At 49.9% G+C, this 21497-nt stretch carries 22 protein-coding genes; 19 read left to right on the top strand and 3 right to left on the bottom strand.

From position 1 onward, the window contains the following. The first annotated feature begins 143 nt into the window (after nt 1–143). Nucleotides 144–443 (top strand): ArsR/SmtB family transcription factor, encoded by a 300-nt coding sequence (locus AACS80_RS16250; protein WP_130208087.1) that lies wholly within the window; start codon nt 144–146, stop codon nt 441–443. A 9-nt stretch (nt 444–452) separates the two neighbouring features. Then, entirely contained in the window at nt 453–977 is a 525-nt protein-coding gene (locus AACS80_RS16245) for a rhodanese family protein (protein ID WP_130260073.1), read from the top strand. A gap of 46 nt (nt 978–1023) precedes the next feature. On the opposite strand, the gene stpA is transcribed toward AACS80_RS16245, so the two are convergent. Next, nucleotides 1024–1425: a DNA-binding protein StpA gene (gene stpA, locus AACS80_RS16240; protein ID WP_064529914.1), complete on the bottom strand. Its 402-nt coding sequence runs from the start codon at nt 1423–1425 to the stop codon at nt 1024–1026. A 662-nt stretch (nt 1426–2087) separates the two neighbouring features. Between stpA and alaE the strand changes: the two genes are divergently transcribed. Further along, nucleotides 2088–2537 (top strand): L-alanine exporter AlaE, encoded by a 450-nt coding sequence (gene alaE, locus AACS80_RS16235; RefSeq protein ID WP_130208083.1) that lies wholly within the window; start codon nt 2088–2090, stop codon nt 2535–2537. A 37-nt stretch (nt 2538–2574) separates the two neighbouring features. Here alaE and AACS80_RS16230 read toward each other — a convergent pair whose 3' ends face one another. Continuing rightward, nucleotides 2575–2919: a DUF2002 family protein gene (locus tag AACS80_RS16230; RefSeq protein ID WP_130208081.1), complete on the bottom strand. Its 345-nt coding sequence runs from the start codon at nt 2917–2919 to the stop codon at nt 2575–2577. A gap of 151 nt (nt 2920–3070) precedes the next feature. Here AACS80_RS16230 and AACS80_RS16225 point away from each other — a divergent pair, with 151 nt between their 5' ends. After that, complete coding sequence (locus AACS80_RS16225; protein WP_001295174.1) at nt 3071–3400, top strand: DUF883 domain-containing protein; 330 nt, start codon at nt 3071–3073, stop codon at nt 3398–3400. Between the two features lie 55 nt (nt 3401–3455). On the opposite strand, the gene pdxR is transcribed toward AACS80_RS16225, so the two are convergent. After that, the gene (gene pdxR / locus AACS80_RS16220; protein WP_135410305.1) at nt 3456–4790 is read right to left on the bottom strand and encodes a MocR-like pyridoxine biosynthesis transcription factor PdxR; all 1335 of its coding nucleotides are present in this window, start codon (nt 4788–4790) and stop codon (nt 3456–3458) included. 87 nt (nt 4791–4877) lie between these two features. Between pdxR and AACS80_RS16215 the strand changes: the two genes are divergently transcribed. From AACS80_RS16215 to AACS80_RS16145, 15 genes are all read left to right on the top strand, one after another. After that, nucleotides 4878–5309: a carboxymuconolactone decarboxylase family protein gene (locus tag AACS80_RS16215; protein WP_130208077.1), complete on the top strand. Its 432-nt coding sequence runs from the start codon at nt 4878–4880 to the stop codon at nt 5307–5309. A 207-nt stretch (nt 5310–5516) separates the two neighbouring features. Beyond that, nucleotides 5517–5762 carry a glutaredoxin-like protein NrdH gene (nrdH, locus tag AACS80_RS16210; protein WP_001223233.1) on the top strand — a complete coding sequence of 82 codons (246 nt, stop codon included), beginning with the start codon at nt 5517–5519 and terminating at the stop codon, nt 5760–5762. Continuing rightward, on the top strand, nt 5759–6169 hold the full coding sequence (nrdI, locus tag AACS80_RS16205; protein ID WP_000080944.1) for a class Ib ribonucleoside-diphosphate reductase assembly flavoprotein NrdI: 411 nt from the start codon (nt 5759–5761) through the stop codon (nt 6167–6169). Before nrdH ends, nrdI begins: the two co-directional genes overlap by 4 nt. Next, nucleotides 6142–8286, top strand: a complete 2145-nt coding sequence (gene nrdE, locus AACS80_RS16200; protein ID WP_135410306.1) for a class 1b ribonucleoside-diphosphate reductase subunit alpha — start codon at nt 6142–6144, stop codon at nt 8284–8286. The genes nrdI and nrdE overlap by 28 nt, the downstream gene beginning before the upstream one ends. A gap of 138 nt (nt 8287–8424) precedes the next feature. Beyond that, complete coding sequence (gene nrdF, locus AACS80_RS16195; RefSeq protein WP_135410307.1) at nt 8425–9384, top strand: class 1b ribonucleoside-diphosphate reductase subunit beta; 960 nt, start codon at nt 8425–8427, stop codon at nt 9382–9384. 481 nt (nt 9385–9865) lie between these two features. Beyond that, nucleotides 9866–11068, top strand: coding sequence for a glycine betaine/L-proline ABC transporter ATP-binding protein ProV (gene proV, locus AACS80_RS16190; RefSeq protein ID WP_000985481.1), 1203 nt, complete (start codon nt 9866–9868; stop codon nt 11066–11068). Continuing rightward, complete coding sequence (proW, locus tag AACS80_RS16185; protein WP_130208067.1) at nt 11061–12125, top strand: glycine betaine/L-proline ABC transporter permease ProW; 1065 nt, start codon at nt 11061–11063, stop codon at nt 12123–12125. The genes proV and proW overlap by 8 nt, the downstream gene beginning before the upstream one ends. Before the next feature lie 56 nt (nt 12126–12181). Then, nucleotides 12182–13174: a glycine betaine/L-proline ABC transporter substrate-binding protein ProX gene (proX, locus tag AACS80_RS16180; RefSeq protein WP_001216525.1), complete on the top strand. Its 993-nt coding sequence runs from the start codon at nt 12182–12184 to the stop codon at nt 13172–13174. A 452-nt stretch (nt 13175–13626) separates the two neighbouring features. Continuing rightward, the gene (locus AACS80_RS16175) at nt 13627–14811 is read left to right on the top strand and encodes an MFS transporter (RefSeq protein WP_135410308.1); all 1185 of its coding nucleotides are present in this window, start codon (nt 13627–13629) and stop codon (nt 14809–14811) included. Between the two features lie 123 nt (nt 14812–14934). Then, complete coding sequence (ygaZ, locus tag AACS80_RS16170; RefSeq protein ID WP_130210896.1) at nt 14935–15672, top strand: L-valine exporter subunit YgaZ; 738 nt, start codon at nt 14935–14937, stop codon at nt 15670–15672. Further along, on the top strand, nt 15662–15997 hold the full coding sequence (gene ygaH / locus AACS80_RS16165; protein ID WP_130210894.1) for an L-valine transporter subunit YgaH: 336 nt from the start codon (nt 15662–15664) through the stop codon (nt 15995–15997). The genes ygaZ and ygaH overlap by 11 nt, the downstream gene beginning before the upstream one ends. A gap of 90 nt (nt 15998–16087) precedes the next feature. Beyond that, entirely contained in the window at nt 16088–16618 is a 531-nt protein-coding gene (emrR, locus tag AACS80_RS16160; protein WP_138183874.1) for a multidrug efflux transporter EmrAB transcriptional repressor EmrR, read from the top strand. Nucleotides 16619–16744: 126 nt separating this feature from the next. Continuing rightward, entirely contained in the window at nt 16745–17917 is a 1173-nt protein-coding gene (emrA, locus tag AACS80_RS16155) for a multidrug efflux MFS transporter periplasmic adaptor subunit EmrA (RefSeq protein ID WP_135410309.1), read from the top strand. A 16-nt stretch (nt 17918–17933) separates the two neighbouring features. Further along, complete coding sequence (gene emrB / locus AACS80_RS16150; protein WP_130210892.1) at nt 17934–19472, top strand: multidrug efflux MFS transporter permease subunit EmrB; 1539 nt, start codon at nt 17934–17936, stop codon at nt 19470–19472. A 622-nt stretch (nt 19473–20094) separates the two neighbouring features. Next, the coding region (locus tag AACS80_RS16145; protein WP_138183873.1) for an autotransporter outer membrane beta-barrel domain-containing protein at nt 20095–21497 on the top strand (1403 nt) is incomplete at its 3' end.

The following is a 21497-nucleotide window of genomic DNA, read 5'->3' as shown; positions in this document are numbered from 1 at the left end:
TTTAAAAAGAGATTTTATCTCTTAAGCGTAATAATTTTAGCGGAACCAGCCAGTTTCAGCCTACGCGTTTACCCTCATTTACGCTGGTATACGTTGCATTTTTAGTTTAGAATTCACTTAATTTAGAAAACACTTAAATAACTATGACTGAACTCGCCCAACTACAGGCCAGCGCCGAACAGGCTGCGGCCTTACTGAAAGCAATGAGTCACCCCAAACGGTTGTTGATTCTGTGCATGCTTTGCGGGTCACCAGGGACCAGCGCCGGAGAACTGGCTCGCATTACCGGACTTAGCGCCTCCGCCACGTCACAGCATCTGGCTCGCATGCGTGACGAGGGACTTATTGACAGCCAGCGGGACGCCCAACGCATTCTTTATTCCATTAAAAATGAGGCGGTAAATGCCATTATCGCCACCCTGAAAAATATCTATTGTCCGTAAGGAGTGACGATGGCTTTGATAACAATTTCACCGCATGACGCGCAAGAATTAATCGCGCGTGGTGCAAAGTTAATCGATATTCGTGATGCCGACGAATATCTTCGTGAACATATTCCAGCAGCCTGTCTGGCACCATTATCCGTGATAGAACAGTCTGGTCTTCCGGATAAATTGCGTAGCGAACAAATTATATTCCACTGCCAGGCAGGTAAACGCACCAGCAATAACGCCGATAAATTAGCAGCGATTGCCGCCCCCGCAGAGGTCTTTTTACTGGAAGATGGGATCGATGGCTGGAAAAAAGCGGGATTGCCGGTAGCAGAAAATAAATCTCAACCGTTGCCATTAATGCGTCAGGTACAGATCGCCGCTGGCGGCTTAATATTAATCGGCGTCGTACTGGGTTATGCCATTAATAGCAGCTTCTTCTTATTAAGTGGATTTGTCGGCGCAGGATTAATGTTTGCAGGAATCAGTGGTTTTTGCGGGATGGCAAGGCTATTAGATAAGATGCCGTGGAATCAGCGAACTTGAGAAGCAACGCCGGATGCGCCATAGAGGCGGCATCCGGCGCCAGGGATTAGATCAGGAAATCGTCGAGAGATTTACCTTCTGCCAGCGCCTGAGCAATTGGCTTCGGCGTACGGCCCTGACCGGTCCAGGTTTTGGTTTCACCATTGAAGTCGGTGAATTTATATTTTGCTGGACGCGGTTCACGCTTTTTACCTGCACGCGGTGCAGCTGTGCCGTTAGCTAATAACTCTTCCGGGTTAATACCGTCAGCTTTCATCAGCTCCAGCCAGGTGCTAATTTTTTCCTGGCGTTCTGCCAGTTCACGCTGCTGCTGTTCTTCTTCTTCACGTCTTTCTTTAGTGACAACCCTGAATTTTTCGAGCATTTCTTCAAGAACGTCAATGGAGAATTCGCGAGCCATTGCACGAAGGGTGCGGATGTTATTTAAGCTTTGTAACATTACAGACATAATAAAGAAAACCTTTTAACGCCAAAACAAAAAGTATTTCGCCGCGTAGTGTAAGCGATCACTTATTATATTTCCACAAAATTTAATATATTTACAATCGCGAAGGGATATTATTTCGTGCGTTATTTGCTGACACATTAATGCTTATATGCAAATTATATAGCAGCCATTTAACTTACTTATTACAGCGACTGGCGAGTGTTCCGGCGTACGATACAACCTCCCGGCCGATAATGGAACATGCAACCAGCATAAATATGCATATAAAAAGAATACATATTAGTTATTCAAACCTGAAACTTTGTGCTGCCATTACAGGCTTTACAACATAAAAGATGCTGAATGAGGCCAGGCGCGCTCCTAAGCCGAATTCTCTACGCTTTGCTGCGTAAACACACCTTGATCACTCTGCCAAAAGACATCTGAACTACGTCATAACATAATGATTTAAAATAACATTATATTTTAAGACATAAAAAAACCCAGAATGTACAAAAAATGCGCCACTACGGAATATTTTATCTACAAAAACCAAGGAAATAAAAATTTTTCACTAATTGATAAGTCATAGCCAGCGATATACGCTATGCGAAAGTGCAAGCGGTAATTTAAACCACTGCATTCACATTCATCCGATTTCGCGTTTATTAAGGAGCATGGGCATGTTCTCACCGCAGTCACGCTTGCGTCATGCAGTAGCAGATACGTTCGCGATGGTTGTTTACTGTTCTGTCGTGAACATGTTTATCGAAGTATTTCTCTCCGGAATGAGCTTCGAACAGTCCCTTTATTCCAGACTGGTAGCGATTCCGGTGAACATCTTAATTGCATGGCCATACGGTATGTACCGCGATCTATTTATGCGAATGGCACGCAAAGTTGGCTCGTCGGGCTGGGTAAAAAATCTTGCGGATATTCTGGCTTATGTGACGTTCCAGTCACCGGTATATATGGCAATCTTACTCGTCGTGGGCGCGGGTTGGCACCAGATTATGGCAGCGGTCAGTTCAAACATCGTCGTTTCGATGTTGATGGGTGCGGTCTATGGCTACTTCCTTGATTACTGCCGCCGCCTGTTCAAAGTCAGCAATTACCAGCAGGTAAAAGCCTGATCCTTCTTTGTCGCGACTGGCAATGCCAGTCGCGTCTTTAATTGGCTTCGCCAAACAATCCATGTAAATAACGTTCAAGCGCAACACGCGAGCTGAAACCGTGTGGAATGCCGTAATGCTCGTGACGCTCACCCGCTAAATAGAGCGGGAACCGCTGGTAATGATCGCAAGTTTTAATATCGGAAGCCGGTTCTGCCAGTGTCGAACTACGTTCTTTTAACGTGGGATGAATTACCAGTGCGGTACGTCCCATTCGCGCTTCGCGATTAACATAGACATAATTTTCCCCGCGGCGATAACCATAAGCTTTCTGGGTTACCACATCGACGGTAAAACCGACTTTCTCAAGTACGCGCGCCACCTCGTCTGGTCGTAAATACATATTCTATCCTCGTTATTATCTACCGCGGCCCTACCTTACCTGATTGAGCATTCACAACGCTTTCAGAAAAGTCCATAAAGCCACGATGAATCTCTGTTAAGAAAATTATGGTCTACACTGAAAATTACATTGAATCCTGATGGGAGATCATATGTTTAACAGACCGAACCGTAACGACGTCGATGATGGCGTGCAGGATATTCAGAATGATGTCAATCAATTAGCTGACAGCCTGGAATCTGTATTGAAGTCCTGGGGCAGCGACGCCAAAGGGGAAGCCGAAGCCGCACGCAGTAAAGCTCAGGCTTTACTGAAAGAAACCAGGGCGCGTATGCATGGTCGAACTCGCGTCCAGCAAGCCGCGCGCGATGCTGTTGGCTGCGCAGACTCTTTTGTTCGTGAAAGACCCTGGTGTAGTGTGGGAACAGCTGCTGCGGTAGGTATTTTTATCGGCGCGTTGTTAAGCATGCGTAAATCGTAGTGAAACAATGATAATAAATACACGTCCCTGGCCCCGAAGCCTGACTTCGGGGTTTTTAACTTAAGGCACTGCGTAATTGTTGTGCCACCTGCTGCGCCATACTTTCGCTAACGATATTGGTAAACGAGAGCAGCAATCCTCCTTCCCCATTTGAGCGGATACGCCAGTCGCTAAGTGCCTGCACCGCAAGGCCAGCAGCATTGGCTTTACGAGCATGGACAATATCGTCGCCCACCATGCTGATAACCATCTGGATACCACCTTTTTGCGGCACAACCTGAAATCCCTGCTGCGTCAACGCCTGCTCAATCCACTGCCGACGTTGAGCATAGTGCTGACGCATTTTCTTCAGATGCCGCCAGAAATGCCCCTCACGAATGAAATCTGCCAGTGTGTTCTGCCACAGTACGGGTACCGCACATGGCTCCAGTGACGCCTGTTGCCGGAATTGCGTAATCTGCTCCACCGGCACCACCAGCCACGCACAGCGCAATGCAGGAAATAGCGCTTTGCTGAATGTTCCGGCATAAATCACCCGCTGCGGTGCGTCGAGACTTTTTAGTGCCGGTAACGGCTTACCGTGATAGCGAAACTCACTGTCGTAATCATCTTCAATAATCCATGCCTGACTACGTTCTGCCCATTCCAGCATCTGGTGCCTGCGCGCTAAAGAGAGCGCCACGCCCAGCGGGCTCTGGTGTGCCGGAGTAATCAGAGCAAAACGCGCATCAGGATAATTTTGTATTCCGCTTGTGACATCCAGCCCGTTGTCATCAACCGGCACCGGTAAAATTTCCACACCGTGGCGAGTGACAATCGGGCGAATCAGTGGAAAGCCGGGATCTTCCATCCACATCCCGTTTCCCGGTTTCGCCAGCGCGTGCAGAATTAAAGCCATTGAGGCCGCATAACCATGAGTGATAAAGACCTGCTCTGGCTGACAATCAATCCCGCGTGAAACGCGTAAGTAATCAACTATTGCCTCGCGCAACGCCGCCTCACCGCAGACATCGCCTAATGCCAAATCAAAACGCGTCTGGGTACGAAGGCGACGCCCCATCACCCGCGCCCACTGCTCTCGCGGAAAGAGATCGAGTGCGGGTAATCCCAATTGAAATGGCAGTGGCTGCTGACTTTCACCAGCAAAAGCCACGACATCCACAGCAGATTGTTGCGGATGTATCTGCTCGCTGACAAAAGTACCCGCCTGCCCCCGCCTGACCAGCCATCCTTGCGCCACCAACTCAGCATACGCATTTTCGACAGTGGATCGAGACACACCCAGTTCCTGCGACCAGGTACGACTCGAAGGTAGCCTTGCACCAGGTTTCAGTTCCCCTTGCTCAATAGCCGTTTTTAACTGACGGGCGATATCCTGATAACGTGGCATATGGTCTGCTTTTTTACGTAATTTATGGCTCTCTTTAGCAGTCCATTATAGTGCTACATTGCGGGCGTTAATAAGAGGAGAAACTGTATGACTACATTACGTCAGCCTTACTACGAACTTAGCCCGGCAGTGTATAACGCACTGGTGCAGGCCAAAACGGCACTGGAAAATAGCGCGCTGGATACCACGCTGATGGAGTTAATTTATTTGCGCGTCTCGCAAATCAATGGCTGCGCATTTTGTCTGGAGATGCACAGCAAAGCATTACGCAAATCCGGTGTGCCGCAGCACAAACTGGACGCCCTGGCAGGCTGGCGCGTAAGCCATCATTTTGACGATCGCGAGCGGGCGGCGCTGGCATGGGCGGAATCGGTGACCGATATTGCCCGAACCCATGCGGAAGACGAGGTTTATCAGCCTTTGCTTGAATATTTCAGTGCAGCAGAGATCAGCGACTTAACGTTTGCCATCGGGCTGATGAATTGTTTTAACCGTCTGGCCGTTTCCATGCGCATGTAACTTTTGATGCCGGGTATTCGCCCGGCCAAAAAACACAAAATCCCCTACCCCGTTGAGCCATTCAGCGGTGGCGTAATCAATCTAAAATTCCCATATCTTGTATGGTTGAATCTTTTTTCAACTACATCTAGTATCTCTGTATCAACAGAGAGACAACCCGACGCGTATCATCGCGCCGTATCTTCATTTCAAACGGAAATACGAATCATGCGCATTACTATTTACACTCGTAACGATTGCGTTCAGTGCCACGCCACCAAACGGGCGATGGAAAACCGGGGCTTTGATTTTGAAATGATTAATGTCGATCGCGTTCCTGAAGCGGCAGAAACGTTGCGTGCTCAGGGCTTTCGCCAGTTACCGGTGGTAATTGCTGGCGATCTTAGCTGGTCTGGCTTCCGCCCGGACATGATCAACCGTCTGCATCCAGCGCCACACGCGGCCAGTGCATGAGCCAGCTCGTCTACTTCTCCAGCAGCTCCGAAAATACGCAGCGTTTTATCGAACGTTTAGGGCTGCCCGCGGTGCGCATCCCGCTCAATGAGCGGGAACGGATTCAGGTAGACGAGCCTTATATCCTGATCGTGCCCTCTTACGGCGGCGGCGGTACGGCTGGCGCGGTGCCACGACAGGTAATTCGCTTTTTAAACGACGAACACAACCGGGCGTTGCTTCGCGGCGTGATTGCTTCGGGTAATCGCAACTTTGGTGAGGCGTATGGCCGCGCCGGAGATGTGATTGCTCAAAAATGCGGCGTGCCGTGGCTGTACCGCTTTGAACTCATGGGTACGCAAAGCGATATCGAAAACGTTCGTAAAGGAGTAACCGAATTTTGGCAACGACAACCGCAGAACGCCTGACGCAGGAAACGATGGATTACCACGCGCTGAATGCGATGCTTAACCTTTACGATAGCGCAGGTCGCATTCAGTTCGATAAAGACCGCCAGGCCGTTGACGCCTTTATGGCGACGCATGTGCGTCCGAACAGTGTGACCTTCAGTAGCCACCAGCAGCGCCTGAACTGGCTGGTTAACGAAGGTTACTATGATGAAAGCGTCCTTAACCGCTACTCTCGCGACTTTGTCATTACGCTGTTTGCCCACGCGCACGCCAGCGGTTTTCGTTTCCAGACATTCCTCGGAGCATGGAAGTTTTACACCAGCTATACATTAAAGACATTCGACGGTAAGCGTTATCTGGAAGATTTTGCCGATCGAGTCACGATGGTGGCGCTGACGCTGGCACAAGGCGATGAAACACTGGCGACGCAACTGACTGATGAGATGCTGTCAGGACGCTTTCAGCCTGCCACGCCAACATTCCTCAACTGCGGTAAACAGCAGCGCGGCGAACTGGTTTCCTGTTTTCTGCTGCGTATTGAAGACAATATGGAGTCGATTGGCCGGGCGGTAAATTCCGCACTGCAACTGTCGAAACGCGGCGGCGGCGTGGCATTTTTGCTGTCGAATCTGCGGGAAGCGGGCGCGCCAATTAAACGTATTGAAAATCAATCTTCTGGCGTAATTCCGGTGATGAAAATGCTGGAAGACGCATTTTCCTATGCCAACCAGCTCGGCGCGCGTCAGGGGGCTGGGGCAGTCTATTTACATGCTCATCATCCCGATATTCTGCGTTTTCTCGATACAAAACGGGAAAATGCCGACGAAAAAATCCGCATTAAAACGCTGTCCCTGGGCGTGGTGATCCCGGATATCACTTTCCATCTGGCAAAAGAGAATGCGCAGATGGCACTGTTTTCGCCTTATGAAGTTGAGCGAGTTTATGGCAAGCCGTTTGCCGATATCGCCATCAGCGAACACTATGACGAACTGGTTGCCGATGAACGCATCCGCAAAAAATACATCAACGCCCGTGATTTCTTCCAGCGACTGGCAGAAATTCAGTTTGAGTCCGGCTATCCCTACATCATGTATGAAGACACGGTAAACCGTGCTAACCCTATCGCCGGGCGCATAAATATGAGTAATCTCTGCTCAGAGATTTTGCAGGTTAACAGCGCCTCAGAGTATAACGAGAATCTCGACTATGCCCGCACAGGCCATGATATTTCCTGCAATTTAGGTTCGTTGAATATTGCCCACACCATGGATTCCCCCGACTTTGCCCGCACGGTAGAGACTGCCGTACGCGGTTTAACAGCGGTGTCAGATATGAGTCATATCCGCAGCGTGCCGTCCATCGAAGCCGGAAATGCCGCCTCACACGCCATCGGACTGGGGCAGATGAATTTACACGGTTATCTGGCGCGAGAAGGCATCGCTTATGGTTCACCGGAAGCACTGGATTTCACCAATCTCTATTTCTATACCATCACCTGGCACGTACTGCGTACCTCGATGTTGCTGGCGCGCGAACGCGGTGAAACCTTCGCCGGGTTCAAACATTCACGCTATGCCAGTGGTGAATATTTTAGCCAATATCTGCAAGGTACCTGGCAGCCGAAAACGGCGAAAGTTGGCGAACTGTTTGCCCGCAGCGGAATTACGTTACCTACCCGTGAGATGTGGGCGCAGCTGCGCGACGACGTGATGCGCTATGGCATATACAACCAGAATCTCCAGGCGGTGCCGCCAACCGGTTCCATCTCTTACATCAACCATGCCACGTCGAGTATTCATCCGATTGTGGCGAAAGTAGAGATACGCAAAGAGGGCAAAACAGGACGCGTTTACTACCCTGCCCCGTTTATGACTAACGAAAATCTGGCGCTATATCAGGATGCTTACGAAATTGGCGCAGAAAAGATCATCGACACCTACGCCGAAGCGACCCGCCATGTCGATCAGGGGCTGTCGCTGACGCTATTTTTCCCCGATACCGCCACCACTCGCGATATCAACAAAGCGCAGATTTACGCCTGGCGCAAGGGTATCAAAACGCTCTATTACATTCGCCTGCGTCAGATGGCGCTGGAAGGCACTGAAATTGAAGGCTGCGTCTCCTGCTCGCTCTAAGAGACTGAAAAATAATTGCAATATATTGAATTTGCATGATTTTGTAGGTCGGATAAGGCGTTCACGCCGCATCCGGCAGGAACAAAGCGCACATTGCCAAAAATCGGAGTCTGATGAGTCCGGCTTTAAGGAATATCTATGAAACTCTCACGTATCAGCGCCATCAACTGGAACAAGATAGCAGACGATAAAGATCTGGAGGTGTGGAATCGCCTGACCAGCAATTTCTGGCTCCCGGAAAAGGTGCCACTATCGAACGATATTCCTGCATGGCAGACATTAAGTGTCGTAGAACAACAACTGACGATGCGCGTTTTTACTGGCCTGACGCTGCTCGACACGCTGCAAAATGTTATCGGCGCGCCTTCGCTGATGCCCGATGCGCTCACGCCTCATGAAGAGGCGGTATTATCGAATATAAGCTTTATGGAAGCGGTTCATGCCCGCTCTTACAGTTCGATTTTCTCGACGCTGTGCCAGACAAAAGATGTCGATGTCGCCTACGCCTGGAGTGAAGAAAACGCGCCGTTGCAGCGAAAAGCGCAGATTATTCAGCAACATTATCACGGCGATAATCCGCTGAAAAAGAAAATCGCCAGTGTCTTTCTTGAATCATTTTTGTTCTATTCTGGCTTCTGGCTGCCGATGTATTTTTCCAGTCGCGGAAAGCTGACCAATACCGCAGACCTGATCCGTCTGATTATCCGTGATGAAGCGGTCCACGGTTACTACATCGGCTATAAATATCAGAAAAGCCTGGAAAAGATCTCCCAGGCACAACGTGAAGAGTTGAAGAATTTCGCCTTCGATTTGTTGCTGGAACTCTACGACAACGAGTTGCAATACACCGATGAGCTGTACGCCGAAACCACATGGGCTGACGATGTGAAAGCGTTTCTCTGCTACAACGCCAATAAGGCGTTGATGAATCTGGGCTACGAACCGTTATTTCCCGCAGAAATGGCGGAAGTGAATCCGGCAATCCTCGCCGCACTTTCGCCGAATGCCGATGAAAATCACGATTTCTTTTCCGGTTCAGGCTCCTCTTATGTGATGGGGAAAGCGGTTGAAACAGAAGATGAAGACTGGAATTTCTGACGGGGTTATTTTCCAAAAATATCACTACCCGCAGCAGGGAAATAATTCCCGCCAAATATACTCGTCATACTTCAAGTTGCATGTGCTGCGTCTGCGTTCGCTCACCCCAGTCACTTACTTATGTAAGCTCATGGGGATTCACTCGCTTGTCGCCTTCCTGCAACTCGAATTATTTAGAGTATAGCTTTATATCACGCAAATAATTTGTGGTGATCTACACTGACTCTCTGTTGCATTATTCGCCTGAAACTACAATATTCAGGCATTTTTTCGCTATCTATAACAAAAAATATCAATTTTTCTCGATTTGCTCTCAGCCCTTATATCACGGGAAATTCCGGCAATTTGCTCGTATCAATATTCATGCCACATTTGTCATCAGGGGTTGCCTCAGATTCTCAGTATGTTAGGGTAGAAAAAAGTGACTATTTCCATTGGGTAATATATCGACATAAACAAATAACAGGAATCTTTCTATTGCATGGCAATTAAATTAGAAATTAAAAATCTTTATAAAATATTTGGCGAGCATCCACAGCGAGCTTTCAAATATATCGAACAAGGACTTTCAAAAGAACAAATTCTGGAAAAAACTGGGCTATCGCTTGGCGTAAAAGACGCCAGTCTGGCCATTGAAGAAGGCGAGATATTTGTCATCATGGGATTATCCGGTTCGGGTAAATCCACAATGGTACGCCTTCTCAATCGCCTGATTGAACCCACCCGCGGGCAAGTGCTGATTGATGGTGTGGATATTGCCAAAATATCCGACGCCGAACTCCGTGAGGTGCGCAGAAAAAAGATTGCGATGGTCTTCCAGTCCTTTGCCTTAATGCCGCATATGACCGTGCTGGACAATACTGCGTTTGGTATGGAATTGGCCGGAATTAATGCCGAAGAACGCCGGGAAAAAGCCATTGATGCACTGCGTCAGGTCGGGCTGGAAAATTATGCCCACAGCTACCCGGACGAACTCTCTGGCGGGATGCGTCAACGTGTGGGATTAGCCCGCGCGTTAGCGATTAATCCGGATATATTATTAATGGACGAAGCCTTCTCGGCGCTCGATCCATTAATTCGCACCGAGATGCAGGATGAGCTGGTAAAATTACAGGCGAAACATCAGCGTACCATTGTCTTTATTTCCCACGATCTCGATGAAGCCATGCGTATTGGCGACCGAATTGCCATTATGCAAAATGGTGAAGTGGTACAGGTCGGCACACCGGATGAAATTCTCAATAATCCAGCGAATGATTATGTCCGCACCTTCTTCCGTGGCGTCGATATTAGTCAAGTATTCAGTGCGAAAGATATTGCCCGCCGCAGCCCTAATGGCTTAATTCGTAAAACCCCTGGCTTCGGCCCACGTTCGGCACTGAAATTATTGCAGGATGAAGATCGCGAATATGGCTACGTTATCGAACGCGGTAATAAGTTTGTCGGCGCAGTGTCTATCGATTCGCTTAAGGCCGCATTAACGCAGCAGCAAGGTCTTGATGCAGCACTGATTGATGCGCCGTTAGCGGTCGATGCGCAAACGCCTCTTAGCGAGTTGCTCTCTCATGTCGGACAGGCGCCCTGTGCGGTGCCCGTGGTCGACGAGGACCAACAGTATGTCGGCATCATTTCGAAAGGAATGCTGCTGCGCGCTTTAGATCGTGAGGGGGTAAATAATGGCTGATCAAAATAATCCGTGGGATACCACACCAGCGGCGGACAGTGCCGCACAATCCGCAGATGCCTGGGGTACACCGGCTGCTACACCGACTGACGGTGGTGGCGCCGACTGGCTGACCAGCACGCCTGCGCCAAACGCCGAGCATTTTAATATTCTCGATCCGTTCCATAAGACGCTGATCCCACTCGACAGTTGGGTCACTGAAGGGATCGACTGGGTCGTTACCCATTTCCGTCCCGTCTTCCAGGGCGTGCGCGTTCCGGTCGATTATATCCTCAACGGTTTCCAGCAACTGCTGCTGGGTATGCCCGCGCCGGTGGCGATTATCGTATTCGCTCTCATCGCCTGGCAAATTTCCGGTGTCGGAATGGGCGTCGCGACGCTGGTTTCGCTGATTGCCATCGGCGCAATCGGTGCCTGGTCGCAGGCCATGGTTACCCTGGCGCTGGTGTTAACCGCCCTGCTGTTCTGTATCGTCATCGGTTTGCCGTTGGGGATCTGGCTGGCGAGAAGTCCGCGAGCGGCGAAAATTATTCGTCCACTGCTTGATGCCATGCAGACAACGCCGGCGTTTGTTTATCTGGTGCCAATCGTCATGCTGTTTGGTATCGGCAACGTACCGGGCGTAGTGGTGACGATCATCTTTGCGCTGCCGCCGATTATCCGTCTGACTATTCTGGGGATTAACCAGGTTCCGGCGGATCTGATTGAAGCCTCGCGCTCATTCGGTGCCAGCCCGCGCCAGATGCTGTTCAAAGTTCAGTTACCGCTGGCGATGCCGACCATTATGGCGGGCGTTAACCAGACACTGATGCTGGCTCTTTCTATGGTGGTCATCGCCTCGATGATTGCCGTCGGCGGGCTGGGTCAGATGGTACTTCGCGGTATTGGTCGTCTGGATATGGGGCTTGCCACCGTTGGCGGCGTCGGGATTGTGATCCTAGCCATTATCCTCGATCGCCTGACACAGGCCGTTGGGCGTGACTCACGCAGTCGCGGCAACCGTCGCTGGTACACCACTGGCCCTGTCGGTCTGCTGACCCGTCCATTCATTAAGTAACTCTGCACTTGCCCGGTGACGCCGGGCATATCACCCTGCCAAAAAAAGGAATAACAATGCGACATAGCGTACTTTTTGCGACAGCGTTTGCCACGCTTATCTCTACACAAACTTTTGCTGCCGATCTGCCGGGCAAAGGCATTACTGTTAATCCAGTTCAGAGCACCATCACCGAAGAAACCTTCCAGACGCTGCTGGTGAGTCGTGCGCTGGAGAAATTAGGTTATACCGTCAATAAACCCAGCGAAGTGGATTACAACGTTGGCTACACCTCGCTTGCTTCCGGCGATGCAACCTTCACCGCCGTGAACTGGACGCCGCTGCATGACAACATGTACGAAGCGGCCGGTGGCGATAAGAAATTTTATCGCGAAGGGGTATTTGTTAACGGCGCGGCGCAGGGTTACCTGATCGATAAGAAAACTGCCGACCAGTACAAAATCACCAACATCGCGCAACTGAAAGATCCGAAGATCGCTAAACTGTTCGATACCAACGGCGATGGCAAAGCGGATTTAACCGGCTGTAATCCTGGCTGGGGCTGCGAAGGAGCCATCAACCACCAGCTTGCTGCGTATGAACTGACCAACACCGTGACGCATAATCAGGGGAACTATGCGGCGATGATGGCCGACACCATCAGTCGTTACAAAGAGGGTAAGCCGGTGTTTTACTACACCTGGACGCCGTACTGGGTGAGTAACGAACTGAAGCCGGGGAAAGATGTGGTCTGGTTGCAGGTGCCGTTCTCCGCACTGCCGGGCGATAAAAATGCCGACACCAAGTTGCCGAATGGCGCGAATTACGGCTTCCCGGTCAGCACCATGCATATCGTTGCCAACAAAGCCTGGGCCGAGAAAAATCCGGCGGCAGCCAAACTGTTTGCCATTATGCAGTTGCCAGTGGCAGATATTAACGCCCAGAACGCCATTATGCATGACGGCAAAGCCTCAGAAGGCGATATTCAGGGCCACGTTGATGGCTGGATCAAAGCCCACCAGCAGCAGTTCGATGGCTGGGTGAATGAGGCGCTGGCAGCGCAGAAGTAAATATTGATAACCGCGCAGATAATGCTCATGTGAGTAAAACAATTGCAGCGATGGTTTTAATCCGGCTGAAAATCGATGAGACGTTTTCTGAAGGCCGGGGCGACGCGCAGGGATGCGCGGCGAGGGCGCGTCTTACAGGGATGTTACCTCGCGCCCGTACCCGATAGCCGTAAGAAATAAGTCGAATGTACCGCGTAGCGGCGATTTTGTGCCAAAAGCCTGGGTCGCCAGGGTGGTGGCGACTGAGCCACCCTGGCACGTTCACCAGCAAAATAGTGACAAAGTAGCTATAGTCTGGAAGTGAACGTAACATTTGCCTTAGTGACATATTTCACCTTCAAATACCCTCTCCCCATTACCCGCACATTTCAACAATCTATCTTTCATCCCATATTCATCAACATCCGCTATTATTGATTTCCAGCTTAATCATCACCTGATGAACAAAAATAATGACTAAACCCAATCATGAGCTTAGCCCGGCGCTGATCGTGCTAATGTCGATCGCCACCGGTCTGGCGGTCGCCAGCAATTATTACGCACAGCCATTACTCGACACCATCGCGCGTAACTTTTCCCTTTCCGCCAGTTCGGCAGGCTTTATTGTTACAGCCGCGCAGTTGGGCTATGCCGCAGGTCTGCTGTTTCTTGTTCCATTGGGTGATATGTTTGAACGCCGCCGCCTGATTGTCACCATGACCTTACTGGCAGCCGGTGGCATGTTAATCACTGCCAGCAGTCAGTCGCTGGCGATGATGATCCTCGGTACGGCATTAACCGGTTTATTCTCGGTCGTGGCACAAATTCTGGTTCCACTGGCGGCGACGCTGGCTTCACCGGACAAACGCGGCAAGGTGGTTGGCACCATTATGAGTGGCCTGCTACTGGGGATTTTACTCGCACGGACCATTGCCGGGCTGCTGGCGAATCTCGGCGGCTGGCGCACCGTCTTTTGGGTCGCATCGGTGTTAATGGCACTGATGGCACTGGCGTTATGGCGCGGCCTGCCACAAATGAAATCTGAAACCCACCTCAACTACCCACAGTTGCTTGGTTCCGTTTTCAGCATGTTTATCAGCGATAAGATCCTGCGCACCCGCGCGTTGCTGGGCTGCCTGACCTTTGCTAACTTCAGCATTCTCTGGACATCAATGGCTTTTTTGCTCGCCGCGCCGCCTTTTAATTACAGCGATGGCGTAATTGGTCTGTTTGGCCTTGCAGGAGCTGCCGGGGCGTTGGGCGCTCGCCCGGCGGGCGGTTTTGCCGATAAGGGCAAATCGCATCTCACAACAACGTTTGGTCTGCTGCTGTTGTTACTTTCATGGTTGGCGATCTGGTTTGGCCACGCTTCCGTACTGGCGCTAATTATCGGCATTCTGATACTGGATCTCACCGTGCAGGGCGTGCATATCACCAATCAAACTGTGATTTATCGTATTCACCCTGATGCGCGTAATCGCCTGACCGCAGGTTACATGACCAGCTACTTTATTGGCGGTGCTGCTGGTTCGCTGATCTCGGCATCCGCCTGGCAACATGGCGGTTGGGCTGGCGTTTGTCTGGCTGGCGCGACGATTGCCCTGGTTAACTTACTGGTCTGGTGGCGAGGTTTTCATCGTCAGGAAGTCGCAAATTAAGCAATCAGCAACCGTTTTCGTGGCTTTACACTTATAAGGGTGTTAAGAAGCCCATCAGTCTGATAAGGTTAAGATATTCATTCAGACTATTAATAATATTTACAATCGTTAAGCGTACACTCTATGGTAAGCCCTACTCCACTGCCTGCTTCTGGTTCGGCGACCTTCATGGAAGGCTGCAAAGACAGTTTACCGATTGTTATTAGTTATATTCCGGTGGCCTTTGCATTTGGTCTGAATGCGACCCGTCTGGGATTCTCTCCCCTGGAAAGCGTTTTTTTCTCCTGCATTATTTATGCAGGAGCGAGCCAGTTTGTCATCACCGCAATGCTGGCAGCTGGTAGTAGCTTGTGGGTAGCCGCATTGACCGTTATGGCAATGGATGTTCGCCATGTACTGTATGGTCCATCGTTGCGTAGCCGCATTGTTCAACGCCTGCAAAAATCGAAAACCGCACTGTGGGCATTTGGCCTGACGGACGAAGTTTTTGCCGCAGCAACGGCAAAACTGGTACGTAATAATCGCCGCTGGAGCGAAAACTGGATGATCGGCATTGCCTTCAGTTCATGGTCATCGTGGGTATTTGGTACGGTAATAGGGGCATTTTCGGGCAGCGGTTTGCTGCAAGGTTATCCAGCCGTCGAAGCAGCATTAGGCTTTATGCTGCCGGCACTCTTTATGAGTTTTCTGCTCGCCTCTTTCCAGCGCAAACAATCCCTTTGCGTTACCGCAGCGTTAGTTGGTGCCCTTGCTGGCGTAACGCTATTTTCTATTCCCGTCGCCATTCTGGCAGGCATTGTCTTTGGCTGCCTCACTGCGTTAATCCAGTCATTCTGGCAAGGAGCACCTGATGAGCTATGAGGTTCTGCTGCTTGGATTACTGGTTGGCGCGGCGAATTACTGCTTCCGCTATTTACCCCTACGCCTGAGAGTGGGCAATGCCCGCCCAACCAAGCGTGGCGCAGTGGGTATTTTGCTCGACACCATTGGCATCGCCTCGATTTGCGCTCTGCTGGTTGTCTCTACCGCACCAGAAGTGATACACGATTCACGCCGTTTCGTACCCACGCTGGTCGGTTTTGCGGTACTGGGAGCCAGTTTCTATAAAACACGCAGCATCATTATTCCCACTTTATTGAGTGCGCTGGCCTACGGGCTGACGTGGAAAGTGATGACGTTTCTATAGACCACAAGAATCATTTTTCTAAAACAATACATTTACTTTATTTGTCACTGTCGTTACTATATCGGCTGAAATTAATGAGGTCATACCCAAATGGATAGTTCGTTTACGCCCATTGAACAAATGCTAAAATTTCGCGCCAGCCGCCACGAAGATTTTCCTTATCAGGAGATCCTTCTGACCCGTCTTTGTATGCATATGCAAAGCAAGCTGCTGGAGAACCGCAATAAAATGCTGAAGGCTCAGGGGATTAACGAGACGTTGTTTATGGCGTTGATTACGCTGGAGTCTCAGGAAAACCACAGTATTCAGCCTTCTGAATTAAGTTGTGCTCTTGGATCATCCCGTACCAATGCGACGCGTATTGCCGATGAACTGGAAAAACGTGGCTGGATCGAACGTCGTGAAAGCAATAACGATCGCCGCTGCCTGCATCTGCAATTAACGGAAAAAGGTCACGAGTTTTTGCGCGAGGTTTTACCGCCGCAGCATAACTGCCTGCATCAACTCTGGTCCGCGCTCAGCACAACAGAAAAAGATCAGCTCGAGCAAATCACCCGCAAATTGCTCTCCCGTCTCGATCAGATGGAACAAGACGGTGCTGTTCTCGAAGCGATGAGCTAACGCGTCATCTCGCTCAAAAATCCAGACTTATAAAAGAAAAACTGACCGGCCAGCATCGCAACGTGCTGGCCTTTTTGGCAAGCAGGTCGGCTCAGCCGATGAGTTAAGAAGATCGTGGAGAATACTATGAGCGCAAATGCGGAGACACAAACCCCGCAGCAACCGGTAAAGAAGAGCGGCAAACGTAAGCGTCTGCTCCTCCTTCTCACCTTGCTCTTTATTATTATTACCGTAGCGATAGGGATTTATTGGTTTTTGGTACTGCGTCATTTCGAAGAAACGGATGACGCATACGTGGCAGGAAATCAGATTCAAATTATGTCTCAGGTGTCAGGCAGTGTGACGAAAGTCTGGGCCGATAACACCGATTTTGTAAAAGAAGGCGATGTGCTGGTCACTCTCGACCCGACGGATGCTCGCCAGGCGTTTGAAAAAGCCAAAACTGCGCTGGCTTCCAGCGTACGTCAAACCCACCAGCTGATGATTAACAGCAAACAGTTGCAGGCAAATATTGAGGTGCAGAAAATCGCCCTCGCCAAAGCTCAGAGTGACTACAACCGCCGCGTGCCGCTGGGCAATGCCAACCTGATTGGCCGAGAAGAGCTGCAACACGCCCGCGACGCCGTCACCAGCGCCCAGGCGCAGCTGGATGTCGCCATTCAACAATACAATGCCAATCAGGCGATGATTTTGGGTACTAAACTTGAAGATCAGCCTGCCGTGCAACAGGCTGCCACTGAAGTGCGTAATGCCTGGCTGGCGCTGGAGCGTACCCGTATTGTCAGCCCGATGACTGGTTATGTCTCCCGTCGCGCAGTACAGCCTGGTGCACAAATTAGCCCAACGACGCCGCTGATGGCGGTCGTTCCAGCCACGAATATGTGGGTGGATGCTAACTTTAAAGAGACGCAGATTGCCAATATGCGCATCGGTCAGCCGGTTACCATCACCACCGATATTTACGGCGATGATGTGAAATACACCGGTAAAGTGGTTGGTCTGGATATGGGTACGGGTAGCGCGTTCTCGCTGCTTCCGGCGCAAAACGCCACCGGTAACTGGATCAAAGTCGTTCAGCGTCTGCCTGTTCGTATCGAACTGGACCAGAAACAGTTGGAGCAATACCCGCTGCGTATCGGTTTATCCACGCTGGTGAGCGTCAATACCACTAACCGTGACGGCCAGGTACTGGCAAACAAAGTACGCTCCACACCGGTCGCGGTAAGCACCGCGCGTGAAATCAGCCTGGCACCTGTCAATAAACTGATCGACGACATCGTAAAAGCTAACGCTGGCTAATCCAGAGGTGCGTGTGATGCAACAGCAAAAACCGCTGGAAGGCGCGCAACTGGTCATTATGACGATTGCGCTGTCGCTGGCGACATTCATGCAGGTGCTGGACTCCACCATTGCTAACGTGGCGATCCCCACTATCGCCGGGAACCTGGGTTCATCACTCAGTCAGGGAACGTGGGTAATCACCTCCTTCGGGGTGGCGAATGCCATCTCGATCCCTCTTACCGGCTGGCTGGCAAAGCGCTTCGGGGAAGTGAAACTGTTCCTCTGGTCGACCATCGCCTTCGCCATTGCTTCGTGGGCATGTGGTGTCTCCAGCAGTCTGAATATGCTGATCTTCTTCCGCGTGATTCAGGGGATTGTCGCCGGGCCATTGATCCCGCTTTCGCAAAGTCTGTTACTGAATAACTACCCACCGGCCAAACGTTCTATCGCGCTGGCGTTGTGGTCGATGACGGTGATTGTCGCGCCAATTTGCGGCCCGATCCTCGGCGGTTATATCAGTGATAATTACCACTGGGGCTGGATATTCTTCATCAACGTGCCGATTGGCGTGGCGGTGGTGTTGATGACACTACAAACCCTGCGCGGACGCGAAACCCGCACCGAACGGCGGCGGATTGATGCCGTGGGGCTGGCGCTGCTGGTGATTGGTATCGGCAGCCTGCAGATTATGCTCGACCGGGGTAAAGAGCTGGACTGGTTCTCATCACAGGAAATTATCATCCTCACCGTGGTAGCGGTGGTGGCTATCTGCTTCCTGATTGTCTGGGAGCTAACGGATGATAACCCGATAGTCGATCTGTCGTTGTTTAAGTCGCGCAACTTCACCATCGGCTGCTTATGTATCAGCCTCGCGTATATGCTCTACTTCGGCGCTATTGTTCTGCTGCCGCAGCTGTTGCAGGAAGTCTACGGCTACACGGCAACATGGGCAGGGCTGGCCTCTGCGCCGGTAGGGATTATTCCGGTGATCCTGTCGCCGATTATCGGTCGATTTGCGCATAAACTGGATATGCGGCGGCTGGTGACGTTCAGCTTTATTATGTATGCCGTCTGCTTCTACTGGCGTGCCTATACCTTTGAACCGGGTATGGATTTTGGCGCGTCGGCCTGGCCGCAGTTTATCCAGGGCTTCGCAGTGGCCTGCTTCTTTATGCCGCTGACCACCATTACGCTGTCTGGTCTGCCACCGGAACGACTGGCGGCGGCGTCGAGCCTCTCCAACTTTACGCGAACGCTGGCGGGGTCTATCGGTACGTCCATAACGACGACGATGTGGACTAACCGCGAGTCGATGCACCATGCTCAGTTGACCGAATCGGTGAACCCGTATAACCCGAACGCCCAGGCGATGTACAGTCAACTGGAAGGTCTGGGGATGACGCAACAGCAGGCATCGGGCTGGATTGCTCAGCAGATCACCAATCAGGGGCTGATTATTTCCGCCAATGAGATCTTCTGGATGTCAGCCGGGATATTCCTCATCCTGCTGGGGCTGGTGTGGTTTGCTAAACCGCCATTTGGCGCAGGCGGCGGCGGAGGCGGTGCGCACTAAGGTTGTTCAAGGGAGCTGCGGCTCCCTTTTTGCTTGCTCATTCTGTAAACGGTTGTTTAATCAACGCCAAATGATGCCATTATTGAGAGTTGCTTAATAAACAGTTCTGCAATCAAAAAAATAGACAATGTATTTATATTCTTCTTAAGAATCGTGTGTTTTATCTCATATTTTTATGCGTTTTATCGATACACAGAAATCACATTTATATTATTTTTTTGATAAAAATCCTGGTGTTTACCCCCTTCTAAGAAGATGTGCAAACAATAAACACGCAATTAATTCGTCATTTTTATTAAATTCAAAATAATATCTACATCATACATCTTAATGATTTTCCTCATTTTTCTTTTTATCATTTTTTACCGCTTAAGATATTTAAAGATTTTTGCCACAGAAAACTATGCAACTTATTTTTTAGCACAACGCCTAAACCATCAAAATAAATTAATATTAAATTAACCATAAATTAAACTGATTTATAAACATTGGTTTCACGCACTACTCTTCATTTGAAGAAACAGTAACCTGTTCCCAAGACATTAAAATCTAATTTTCTTATGTAGTTACTGTGAGCTCATTATTTATCTAAAAATAAATCATAAGGATGAGAAGGAACTTTATGAACATCAAAAAGCATCCCTTGTCAACGCTGGCAATAGCTATTTCAACCGTGTTATCAATACCCGTTTCACTGGCATGGACACCACCCACGACCATCAACAGTGATGTTACCATCGACAATAATGATGTTGTAACGCTATCCTCATCCGAAAATAATTCATCCGCCTGGGATCAATTTCATTATCTTAATGTTGGTTCAAAAAGTGAAGGAACATTGAATATAGATGGGCGGGATCTGTCTACGGCTAAAATCGTAATCGGCAATGCTACCTCCGGGGTAATGAAATTAGAAAATAATACTCATCTAACGCTTAGTCATGCATCGCCTAATGAACGCGATGTTTATTTAGGTAAGAATGGTGGTTCAGGAACCTTAATGGTGCTTAGCGGCAGTACTATCACCGATTTAAATGAATTCAGAATCGGTGAATATGATTACCAGGCACAAGGACAAGTCATTATTGACGGTGCGGGTTCTTCCGTTTCTGCAACGTATGTGATGGTCGGCGATCAGGGAACAGGTAAACTCGAAATCACGCATGGCGGTCGTCTTACAGCATCAAAGGATGTGCTCATTGGTTTTACTGGAAGTTCAGGTGATTTTCACGGGACTGGATACGGTGAAACGCTGGTTGATGGCGACAATTCTTCATTAACAGTGAATGAATATATCAACCTCGGGGGATTGAGTTCATTGCAGAACGAGGCCAAGGGGATACTTACCGTTAGTAATAATGCCACGGTCAGTGCTAATCAATTTATCTGGCTTGGGATAGCAGAAACCAGCACCGGTATTCTAAACATTGGTGGAGCGCAGGGAGAAGCAGAACAGAAAGCGGGGATCATCAAGACACCGATTATCCATATGGGAAGCGATGTAGGGGATAGTACTGCCCAAATTAATTTTAACCACTCCAGCGAAGATTTTATCCTGGCTGCAGATATAGTTGGCAAAGGCGAAGTTAACCAGGAAGGTTCCGGAGTCACGACGTTGACTGGCGCAAATACCTACTCTGGCCAAACAAATATTAATAAAGGCACCTTGCGCGCCGGTATCAACGATACCTTCAGCCCAAACTCCGATTATGTTGTCGACAGTGAAGGGAATATCGATTTAGACGGTTTTTCACAAACCTTAAATACACTGGATTTGGCGGGTACAGCAACACTGTCTTCCACAAAAAATGGCGACAAATTCACGCCTGCCACACTCACCATTAATGGTAATTACACTGCTAATAATGGTTTGTTAGTTATGCGTACCGAACTCGGCGATGATAATTCCGCGACTGATAAACTCATCGTAAAAGGGGATACTTCCGGTAGTACCCGCGTCATGGTCAACAATGCGGGCGGTCTGGGCGCGGATACTCTGGAAGGGATAAAAATTGTCGAGGTTGA

The sequence above is a fragment of the Escherichia sp. E4385 genome (genome assembly GCF_963883145.1).
Taxonomy (GTDB): Bacteria; Pseudomonadota; Gammaproteobacteria; order Enterobacterales; family Enterobacteriaceae; genus Escherichia.
The sequence above is the reverse complement of the archived record's forward strand: the minus strand, read 5'-3'. Positions and strand labels throughout refer to the sequence as shown.